Here is a 10,229-nt window from a genome sequence, read left to right as displayed (position 1 = left end):
ACGCTGCTGTCAACACCTCTTTTTAACCGCTTTCGACCGAGAGGATCGAAACGCTAACAAGGCTACTTTCGCTGCCTTATCAGCTCCTTTCGGGCTTCGATGGACTGAAGCGTGACCGCTGTCGAAATCTTCGTAACTCGTTGAATCTCAAGGAGTTTTCCGTTTCGACTGCGCCGGAAGTGGGGCGAATTATAGACCTGTAGAATCTGCCGTCAAGCACTAATTACGCTTTTCTTGCAGAAGATGCTTTTCCAACCATAAGCCGAGGAATACGCCGAGCCACGGAGGGCAGGCGCAGCATCATTAATACCGCCCCCAAAGACGCGTAGATGGCCCATTCCTTCAGATCGGCCCTGACGATCCACAACATATGCAGCAACCCAAGCCCAAGAATGAAATAGACCAAGCGATGCAACTTCTTCCAGCGAGCCCCCAACCGTCGTTGGCTGTAGCGATTGGATGTTACCGCCAACGACAACAGAAGGATGAACCCCAAACTACCGACAAGAATATAAGGCCGCTTGCGCAGCTCCACGCCAAGTTGCGACCAGTCCAACCCCAGTATGAAAACGCTATAGACAGTCAAATGCAGCGCCACATAAGCAAAGCACCATAATCCCAACTGCCGTCGCACAGCGATCCCACCCGACCAACCTGTCAGCTTCTGCAGTGGCGTCATGCTCAACGTGAGTAACAGAAACACCAGGGCTCCCACCCCCAGCCGATCGACCAGGACCTTGCCCGGGTCGGGCCCCAACAGCGAAGCCCAAGCCTCATACAACCAATACATGGGCCATATCGCGCCTGCAATGAAGACACCGATGCGCCAGAGCGAATGACGCATCAGTAATCCTTCCTCAGATCCATCCCGCTATATAAAGAAGCGACCTCTTCCCCATAGCCATTGAACATCTGGGTTTCGCGGACATTCGGACTGAACAGCCCACTGGGAAGGCGCCGCTCTCGCGCCTGGGTCCAACGGGGATGGTCGACCGTCGGATTCACATTTGCATAAAAGCCGTATTCGTTAGCGGCGATACTCTGCCAGGTCGTCTTGGGCTGCTCACTGACCAAGCTGATGCGCACGATAGACTTCACGCTCTTGAAGCCATACTTCCAGGGCACGACCAACCGCAGCGGTGCGCCGTTCTGGTTCGGCAACTCCCGCCCATACATTCCCACCGCCAGGATCGCCAACGGATTCATCGCCTCATCGAGCCGCAGTCCTTCGACATAAGGCCAATCAATCAAGGCAAACCCGGAGCGCTGCCCCGGCATATGCTCGGGATCACGCAAGGTTTCAAAGCGAATGAACTTGGCCTTGCTGGTGGGCTCGACCTGCTTGAGCAGCGCAGAAACGGGAAAGCCGATCCAGGGGATCACCATCGACCAGGCTTCGACACAACGCAGTCGATAGATACGCTCCTCCAACTGGTAAGGCTTGATGAAGTCCTCGAGCGCGTAACGACCCGGCTTGGCTACCTCGCCATCCACTACCACGCTCCAAGGCTCAGTCTTCAGAGCTCCCGCATTGGCGGCGGGATCACCTTTATCAGTGCCGAATTCGTAGAAGTTGTTGTAGTGGGTCGCATCCTTGAAGGGAGTGATCGCCTCCCCTTGGGCAACCACCGCTTGCCAGCGAGTGGCCGGTAGTTTCTCCGTGAACCAGGAAGGAGCCTGCCCCGGGTCGACATCGGCATAGCGCACCGCCTCGTCCGCCCTGCCCCAACGAGGCAGCGCAGCCGCGGCGAGACCTGCAACGGTGCCACCCAACAGGGCGCGTCGCGACAGGTAAAAGGATTCAGGAGTGATATCCGACGCTTTGCAATCGGAAGACTTGAGGAACTTGAGCAGCATGACAACTCCGCAGTATTGGAGGACAGATGCACCAATAGACTGCGGAGTATGGGGGAAATTACATCACTCGATGTGATTGCGGCGACGAAGATGCAGCAGATACTGGATCGGACCGGAAGCCGCATAGGCCAGGAACACCAGCAACAGTACCCGGGGCGGATCGCTGAACACCACCGCGAAGACCAGGACCACCGCCAGGATGGCCACGAACGGCACCCGGCCCTTGAGGTCGAGATCCTTGAAGCTGTTGTACTTGATGTTGCTGACCATCAGCATGCCGGCAGCCGCCACCATCAGGGCCACCAGGAACGACATCTTCGACCCCTGGATACCATAGTCACTGAAGGCCCAGACGATACCTGCCACCACACCCGCAGCCGCCGGACTGGCCAGGCCGATGAAGTAACGCTTGTCGGCCGTCCCCACTTGAGTATTGAAACGTGCCAGGCGCAATGCGGCACCGGCTACATAAATGAAGGCGACCATCCAGCCAACCTTGCCCATGTCGCCCAGCGCCCAGCCGAAGGCCAGCAACGCCGGGGCAACGCCGAACGCCACCATGTCCGACAAGGAATCGTACTCGGCACCGAACGCACTCTGAGTGTTGGTCATCCGGGCTACGCGGCCATCCAGGCCATCAAGCACCATGGCAACGAAAATCGCGATGGCAGCAAAGGCAAAATACTTGCTCGCTCCGGCAGCATCCCCGGCACTCAGGGCACTCTGGGCGCTCATGGAACTGATGATGGAATAGAACCCCGCGAACAGGTTCGCAGTGGTGAACAGATTCGGCAGAAGATAGATACCACGATGCCGGACTTTACGGCCTTCAGCGTCATGTCCTTCTTCGACATGCTCATCGATCGGTAGCAGGCTTTCGGCGTCAGAGGCCTGGTTTGGCTCTTCGGGACGTTCGCTCATGGACATTACCTTGCAACGGTGTGAAAAGTTTCGACAGATACCCCGGGCCACGGTTCGGCCACAAAGGAGCCTGCTTTATACCAGAACCTATCCCCGCAAACGAAAAAACGCGGCCTAGGCCGCGTTTTCCCTGACAAGACTCGAACTTAGTTCTTGGTTTTGTCGACGATCTTGTTGGCAGAGATCCACGGCATCATCGAACGCAGTTGCTCGCCGATGATCTCGATGCCGTGAGCGGCGTTGTTACGACGCTTGGCGGTCATGGATGGGTAGCCGGTAGCACCTTCGCTGATGAACATCTTCGCGTATTCACCGTCCTGGATGCGCTTCAGGGCGTTGCGCATGGCCTGGCGGGATTCGGCGTTGATGACTTCTGGGCCCGTCACGTATTCGCCGTACTCGGCGTTGTTGGAGATCGAGTAGTTCATGTTGGCGATACCACCTTCGTACATGAGGTCAACGATCAGCTTCAGTTCGTGCAGGCATTCGAAGTAGGCCATTTCCGGCGCGTAGCCGGCTTCGACCAGGGTTTCGAAACCGGCCTTGACCAGTTCCACGGTGCCGCCACACAGAACGGCTTGCTCGCCGAACAGGTCGGTTTCGGTCTCGTCCTTGAAGGTGGTTTCGATGATGCCGGTACGGCCACCACCTACACCTGCGGCATAGGACAGGGCGACGTTCTTGGCATTGCCCGAGGCATCCTGGTAGATGGCGATCAGGTCAGGGATACCACCGCCCTTGACGAACTCGGAACGCACGGTGTGACCCGGGGCTTTCGGCGCGATCATGATCACGTCCAGGTCGGCACGAGGAACTACCTGGTTGTAGTGGATCGAAAAACCGTGGGAGAAGGCCAGGGTGGCGCCTTTCTTGATGTTCGGCTCGATTTCGTTCTTGTACAAGGCGCCCTGGAACTCGTCTGGAGTCAGGATCATGACCAGGTCGGCAGCGGCGACAGCAGTAGCCACGTCGGCAACTTTCAAGCCATGGGCTTCGGCCTTGGCAACGGTGGCCGAGCCTTTACGCAGGCCGACAGTCACGTCGACGCCGGAGTCTTTCAGGTTGCAAGCTTGAGCGTGACCCTGGGAACCGTAACCGATGATGGCAACCTTCTTGCCCTGGATGATCGACAGGTCGCAGTCTTTATCGTAGAAAACTTTCATGAACTTCCCCTATGTCAGGCCGTTCCGGCCATTCGCTAATTTGAATTAGATGCTCAGTACTTTGTCGCCACGGGCAATCCCGGTGACGCCACTGCGTACGGTTTCCAGAATCGATGCGGTACCGATCGATTGAATGAAGCTGTCGAGCTTGTCGCTGGTACCGGTCAGTTGAACGGTATACACGCTAGCGCTGACATCAACGATCTGCCCACGGTAGATATCGGTGGTGCGCTTGACCTCGGCGCGCTGGGCACCGGTCGCCTTGATCTTGACCAACATCAGCTCACGCTCGATGTGGGCACTTTCCGACAGATCCACCAGCTTGACCACCTCGACCAGCTTGTTCAGGTTCTTGGTGATCTGCTCGATGATCTCGTCATGACCGACGGTAGTCAGGGTCAAGCGCGACAAGGTCGGGTCTTCGGTTGGCGCCACAGTCAGGCTTTCGATGTTGTAGTTGCGCTGAGAGAACAGGCCGACAACACGAGACAGGGCGCCCGGTTCGTTTTCCAGAAGCAAGGAGATGATGTGCCGCATATTAAGTACGCTCCGTCTTGCTCAGCCACATATCGCGCATGGAGCCGTCTTTGATCTGCATCGGATAGACGTGCTCGCTGGTATCGACCTGGATATCGAGGAACACCAGGCGATCCTTCATGGCGAACGCTTCTTCCATCTTCGGCTTCAAGTCCTTCAGGTCGGTGATGCGGATACCCACGTGACCGTAAGCCTCAACCAGCCGGACGAAGTCAGGCAGCGATTCCATGTAGGAGTGCGAATGACGGCTGCCATAGCTCATGTCCTGCCATTGGCGAACCATACCCAGCACGCCGTTGTTCAGGTTGACGATCTTGACTGGCAGGTCGTACTGCAGGCAGGTGGACAGCTCCTGGATATTCATCTGGATACTGCCTTCACCCGTGACGCAGGCGACATCATTATCAGGGAAGCTCAACTTGACCCCCATGGCCGCCGGGAAACCGAAGCCCATGGTGCCCAGGCCACCGGAGTTGATCCACCGGTTGGGTTTGTTGAACTTGTAGTACTGCGCCGCGAACATCTGGTGCTGGCCCACGTCGGAGGTCACAAAGGCATCGCCCTTGGTCACTTCGCAGAGGGTCTCGATCACGGTCTGTGGCTTGATGATGCTGCCGTCACCCTTGTCGTAAGGGAACAGGCCGCGGTCACCGCGCCACTCGTCGATCTGCTTCCACCAACTGGCGACCGTATCCTTGTTCGGGGTATCGCCGATTTCCTTGAGGGCCGCGACCATTTCGGTCAGGACGCTCTCCACTGGGCCCACGATCGGCACGTCGGCCTTGATGGTCTTGGAGATCGAAGCCGGGTCGATATCGACATGGATGATCTTGGCGTTCGGGCAGAACTTCGGCGCACCGTTGATGACCCGGTCGTCGAAGCGCGCACCCACGGCCAGGATCACATCGGCATGGTGCATGGCCAGGTTGGCGGTATAGCTGCCATGCATGCCGAGCATGCCGACGAACTGCCGATCGGTCCCCGGATAGGCACCCAGGCCCATCAAGGTGTTGGTGACCGGCAGGTTGAGCATCTTGGCCAGCTCGGTCAACGCGGCGGAACCACCGCCGAGAATCACGCCACCGCCGGAATACAGCACGGGACGCTTGGCCGACAGGAGCATCTCCGCCGCCTTGCGAATCTGTCCGGAGTGACCACGAACGGCTGGGCTGTAGGAGCGCAGCTTGGCCTTCTTGGGAAAAACGTATTCGAACTTTTCAGCCGGGTTGGTCATGTCCTTGGGGATATCGACCACCACCGGGCCAGGACGACCCGATTGCGCCAGATAGAAGGCCTTCTTCATGACTTCCGGAATTTCCGAAGCGTGCTTGATCATGAAGCTGTGCTTCACGATCGGCCGGGAGATACCGATCATGTCGGTTTCCTGGAACGCGTCGGTACCGACCATGGTGCTGGGCACCTGGCCAGAAATGACCACCATCGGAATCGAGTCCATGTAGGCGGTGGCAATACCGGTGATGGCATTGGTCGCACCCGGGCCGGACGTCACCAGTACCACGCCGGCCTTGCCGGTGGCACGGGCATAACCGTCAGCCATATGGGTAGCCGCTTGTTCGTGACGAACCAGGATGTGGGTAACTTCCGGTTCCTTGAACAGGGCATCGTAAACATGAAGGAGAGCACCACCTGGGTACCCGTAGATATATTTGACGCCTTCGTCACGCAAGAAGCGGACGAGCATCTCACCGCCAGATAAAAGCTCCACGTTGTTCACCTCTAAAACGCCAGAATACCGCCCTCAAAAGGGAGCGGGTCTTAATAGGTTTACTTCTCAGCAGAGCATGAGCGACGGTGGTCGCCGACTACGTCAGCACTGACTGAGCAAGCATTGGGAATGCCCCAAAGTGTTGCGGGGATTTCCCACCCAGCGCGAGGTAACGCGTTGCGGGTGTAGCACTTCGGTGCGGATGTGCACCTCATGATCTGCTGAGCGGGTCTGCTTCTGGCAGTCCCTCTACAGCGGACTTTGGATTCTTCTGTTTCGCCCTCGGCAAGTCAAGCTGTCTATATAGCTAATTCGAACTAAGCTCACTAAAACGCAATAAATAGCCCAAAACCAGGGTAAATTTACGCTCCAATTGCGCGTTTTTCCGCAAGAATCTCAGAAATACGAACCTTGACTTTGCCGTTCGAGCACCATCCAAGTCGGACTAGGCAGAGGCTTTGGCTACGGCAGGAACAGAGATCGGGAGCAAGCGACCCAATCATGGGTCGACCCGGCACGGGGATGCACGCAGAAGCGGCGGGCTAGAGGCTGCCAGGAGGCTCCTGGCAGCCTTGTTTCAGCGAGTGGCGACGATCAGTTGATCGAACTCTTTGAGCAGCACTTGCAGCTGCAGATCACGCCCTTGCATCGAGCGGCTGGAGAACACCATCTCGGCCATCTCCTGGATGCCGGAAGCATTGGGCAGCGGCAGGTCCTGCTCCAGGATCATCTTCATGCGCGGCAGGAAAATCCATTGCAGCCACTGCTCGAACTCCAGCGTATCCACGGCGAACGGCTGGGTGCTGGCCAGGGCCTCGGCGCTGGGAGACTCATCCGCCCACAGCCCCTGAAGCCGCAGTTCACGCTCGATCAACAGCAACTGTTCGGCGATCTTGGGAAAACGTACATCCATCACAGCGACACCCGGGCCTTCTGGCGAGCCTGGGCTGCACCGGCAGCATCCCCCTGCTTATCACGCGCCTGGGCGATCAACTCCCACAGGCTGGCTTGAAGGTCAGGGCGGCCATTGGCGAAGCTCAGGCCACGGCGAGCGAACTGTTCGGCTTGCGGGGCATCGCCCTGGGCCATGCGCACCTGGGCCAGGCGATACAGCACTTGCGGTTCTCGGGGAGCCACTCGCTGCGCGCGCTCGAGGCTGGAAGAAGCGCCGTTCAGGTCACCACTGGACTGTTGCTGCTGAGCGGTCGTGAGCAACGCCAGTACCGGGCCATCCAACTGCTCGTCCGCCGACAGGCCACCGGAACGGGCCGAGGGAATGCCGCTTGGAGCCGATGGCATGTTGTAGCTGCCCTGGTTGATCGGTGCCGGCTGGTAGCTCGAACCATCCACAGGCCCAGGCGTAATGGGACCGGAAGAAACCGGGCCCGGGGTGATAGGCGAGGTGCTGATCGGTGTCGAGGTGGTCGCGCCACCACCCGGTACCATGACCACCACGCCCGAATCCTGGGGAATAGTCTGGGCTTGGGCCTGCGCCGGACGCTTGATCGTCGTCTGGCGGAAACCTCCGGTAGCGGAAATCCGCTCATTGTTGGACACGGCTGTACCCGAGTCCACGACGGGAATCGAGCCGCGCTGCACGCTGGCGCAACCATTGAGCAACGCCAGAGCTGTAATAGCTGGAACCCACCACTTGTTCACGTCAAATCCTCATCGCTTAGTTCATCCAGCCCTTGACCCAATCCATCACCGACTCGCCACCTGCCGGGCTTTCGCCACCGCAGGAAGCGCCGGGAGGCGGTTCGCTGCCGCGAATATACGGCATCTGCACAGCCCCCGGACAGTTGGCATCGGAACCCTGCCCGGTACGTGAATCGACCCAGGCCTGGACCACGTTGTCCGGCTGCGGCATGTCCAGCGGCAGCGGATCGGCCTTGCGCATGAAACTGGTCCACACCTGCAGGGCGCCGGTGGCTCCCGTGAACGGCGTCTTGCCGTTGTCGTCGCGGCCAAGCCAGATCACTGCCAGCAGGTCCTGGCTGAACCCGGCGAACCAGCTGTCGCGGGAATCGTTACTGGTACCGGTCTTACCGGCGAGCGTCAGGCTGCTGGGCAGCACGCTGTACACCGAGCGCCCGGTCCCCTCGCGCATGACTCGCTGCATGGCGCTCTGGATCAGGTAGATCGAGCCCGCATCGAAACGCTGCTGGATCTGGAACGGATAGCGCTTGAGCGGCTCGCCCTCAGCGGTCAGCACACTGCGAATCCCGCGCATCGGCGTATTGAAACCGCCATTGGCCAGGGTCTGGTACATGGTGGCCACTTCCATCGGGCTCATGCCCCCCGCGCCCAGCAGCATGGATGGGAATGCCGGGAATTCCCGGGTTACCCCCAGGCGCCCGAGCGTCTTCAAGACATTCGGCACGCCCACTTCCAGGCCGAGCCGGGCCGTGGAAAGGTTGTAGGAATGCGCCAGCCCCTGGTACAGGAAGACCGTGCCATGGCTGCGCCGATCATAGTTCTGCGGCTTCCACACCTGGCCATCCGCGCCCTTGACCGAGAAGGCCTCATCCGAAAGCCAGCTGGTCAGCGTGTACTGGCTGGGTTTCTCCAGGGCCGTCAGGTAGACCGCCGGCTTGATCAGCGAGCCGATCGGACGCACGGCATCCAGGGCTCGGTTGAATCCGGCGAAACCGGCCTGGCGACTACCGATCATCGCCTGGACTTCACCGGTTTCCGGGTTGGTCACCACCATCGCCGCCTCGACCTCATCCGAACCCTTGCGTCCGGACAAGCGCTTGAAGGTGTCGTTGACGGAGGCTTCGGCCTTCATTTGCAGGATCGGATCGAAGCTGGTGAAGATCCGCAGTCCTTCCTCGGTCAAGTCTTCATCGCGATAGTCTTCGCGCAGCTGGCGCTTGACCAGGTCGAGGAAGCCGGGGAACGAACTGTCTGCCAGGCTGCCGCGCTTGGTCACGCCCAGGGGCATCTTCTTCGCTGCCTCGACCTGCTCTGGCGTGGCGACGCCCTGTTGAGCCAGCAGATCTAGCACCAGGTTACGCCGCTCCAGAGCACGTTCCGGATAACGCCGCGGGTTGTAATAGGAAGGTCCCTTGACCATGCCCACCAATAGCGCCACTTGATGCAGCTTGAGTTCGGACAGCGGCTGGCTGAAGAAGAACTGGCTGGCCAGGCCGAAACCATGCACCGCGCGCTGGCCATCCTGGCCGACGAACACTTCGTTGAGGTAGGCCTCGAGGATCTCGCGCTTGTCGTAATGCAGCTCCAGCAACAAGGCCATCATGGCCTCGGTGAGCTTGCGCGACAGGCTGCGCTCGTTGGTCAGGAAGAAGTTCTTCACCAATTGCTGGGTCAGGGTGCTACCGCCCTGGCGCATCTGGCCCGACGAAGTGTTGACCCAGATCGCCCGGGCGATGGACTTGGGCGAGACCCCAAAGTGCGAGTAGAAGTCCCGGTCCTCGACGGTCACCAGGGTTTCCAGCAGGTACGGCGGAACCTGGTCGATCTTGATCAGGATCCGGTCTTCGAGGTTCTTGGGATACAGGCCACCAATCAACAGGGGCTCAAGACGTACCACCGCCAGTTTCGCGCCCTTGCTGCCGGACAGTTCGGCCACGTAATCGCCGGAGAAACGTACGCGCACCGGCTGCGCCTGCTCCAGTCCTTCATAGAACTGGAAGCCTCGGGTATTCAAGTCAACTGTATTGCCGCTGACCGAAGCCGCGCCGGGGCCATTGGCAACGCTTTCACGGCGATAGCCCAAGGCATCGAGCTCCGTGAGGAAGTCGTCCTTGCTGAGCTTCTGTCCGACGAACAGCTCCAGCGGGCGCGCATAGACCTTGGCCGGAATGGTCCAGCGCTTGCCGGAGAACTTCTCCTGGACCACGGCATCGAGGTAGACGGCGAAGCCGGCCAGCACCACCAGGCCCACCAGACTGAGCTTGAGCGCCCAGCCCAGCCAGGGACGCAGGCCGCCAGAGGGAGATTTTTTTGCAGAACGAGGGGATCGGGTACGAGTCATGGCGGCGGATTATACGCACTTTGAT

At 59.3% G+C, this 10,229-nt stretch carries 9 protein-coding genes; all 9 read right to left on the bottom strand.

All coding sequences use genetic code 11. The annotated features are described in order from the left end of the window. Window positions 1-223 precede the first annotated feature (223 nt). Entirely contained in the window at window positions 224-844 is a 621-nt protein-coding gene (gene msrQ / locus CAG11_RS32080) for a protein-methionine-sulfoxide reductase heme-binding subunit MsrQ (protein ID WP_085600581.1), read from the bottom strand. Beyond that, complete coding sequence (msrP, locus tag CAG11_RS32075) at window positions 844-1,857, bottom strand: protein-methionine-sulfoxide reductase catalytic subunit MsrP (protein WP_085600579.1); 1,014 nt, start codon at window positions 1,855-1,857, stop codon at window positions 844-846. The genes msrQ and msrP overlap by 1 nt, the downstream gene beginning before the upstream one ends. A gap of 63 nt (window positions 1,858-1,920) precedes the next feature. Further along, window positions 1,921-2,778: a CDP-diacylglycerol--serine O-phosphatidyltransferase gene (gene pssA, locus CAG11_RS32070; RefSeq protein ID WP_053138721.1), complete on the bottom strand. Its 858-nt coding sequence runs from the start codon at window positions 2,776-2,778 to the stop codon at window positions 1,921-1,923. 146 nt (window positions 2,779-2,924) lie between these two features. Continuing rightward, window positions 2,925-3,941, bottom strand: a complete 1,017-nt coding sequence (gene ilvC / locus CAG11_RS32065) for a ketol-acid reductoisomerase (protein ID WP_022641000.1) — start codon at window positions 3,939-3,941, stop codon at window positions 2,925-2,927. A 45-nt stretch (window positions 3,942-3,986) separates the two neighbouring features. After that, window positions 3,987-4,478: an acetolactate synthase small subunit gene (gene ilvN / locus CAG11_RS32060; RefSeq protein WP_011063488.1), complete on the bottom strand. Its 492-nt coding sequence runs from the start codon at window positions 4,476-4,478 to the stop codon at window positions 3,987-3,989. Between the two features lies 1 nt (window position 4,479). Beyond that, window positions 4,480-6,204: an acetolactate synthase 3 large subunit gene (locus tag CAG11_RS32055; protein ID WP_085600588.1), complete on the bottom strand. Its 1,725-nt coding sequence runs from the start codon at window positions 6,202-6,204 to the stop codon at window positions 4,480-4,482. Between the two features lie 577 nt (window positions 6,205-6,781). Further along, on the bottom strand, window positions 6,782-7,117 hold the full coding sequence (locus CAG11_RS32050) for a YqcC family protein (protein WP_085600577.1): 336 nt from the start codon (window positions 7,115-7,117) through the stop codon (window positions 6,782-6,784). After that, window positions 7,117-7,863 (bottom strand): M48 family metallopeptidase, encoded by a 747-nt coding sequence (locus CAG11_RS32045; protein WP_053138727.1) that lies wholly within the window; start codon window positions 7,861-7,863, stop codon window positions 7,117-7,119. Before CAG11_RS32045 ends, CAG11_RS32050 begins: the two co-directional genes overlap by 1 nt. Window positions 7,864-7,879: 16 nt before the next feature. Continuing rightward, a complete protein-coding gene (gene mrcB / locus CAG11_RS32040) occupies window positions 7,880-10,204 on the bottom strand; it encodes a penicillin-binding protein 1B (RefSeq protein WP_085600575.1) in 2,325 nt (774 codons plus the stop codon). Window positions 10,205-10,229 lie beyond the last annotated feature (25 nt).

It is taken from the genome of Pseudomonas sp. B6(2017) (genome assembly GCF_002112765.1).
Classification (GTDB): Bacteria; Pseudomonadota; Gammaproteobacteria; order Pseudomonadales; family Pseudomonadaceae; genus Aquipseudomonas; species Aquipseudomonas piscis.
This window is presented reverse-complemented; position numbering and strand designations above follow the sequence as displayed.

Excerpts from the sequence above, each read along its gene's own strand:
- msrQ (WP_085600581.1), bottom strand. The coding sequence starts at position 844 with ATGCGTCATTCGCTCTGGCGCATCGGTGTCTTCATTGCAGGCGCGATA.
- msrP (WP_085600579.1), bottom strand. The coding sequence starts at position 1,857 with ATGCTGCTCAAGTTCCTCAAGTCTTCCGATTGCAAAGCGTCGGATATC.
- pssA (WP_053138721.1), bottom strand. The coding sequence starts at position 2,778 with ATGAGCGAACGTCCCGAAGAGCCAAACCAGGCCTCTGACGCCGAAAGC.
- ilvC (WP_022641000.1), bottom strand. The coding sequence starts at position 3,941 with ATGAAAGTTTTCTACGATAAAGACTGCGACCTGTCGATCATCCAGGGC.
- ilvN (WP_011063488.1), bottom strand. The coding sequence starts at position 4,478 with ATGCGGCACATCATCTCCTTGCTTCTGGAAAACGAACCGGGCGCCCTG.
- CAG11_RS32050 (WP_085600577.1), bottom strand. The coding sequence starts at position 7,117 with ATGGATGTACGTTTTCCCAAGATCGCCGAACAGTTGCTGTTGATCGAG.
- mrcB (WP_085600575.1), bottom strand. The coding sequence starts at position 10,204 with ATGACTCGTACCCGATCCCCTCGTTCTGCAAAAAAATCTCCCTCTGGC.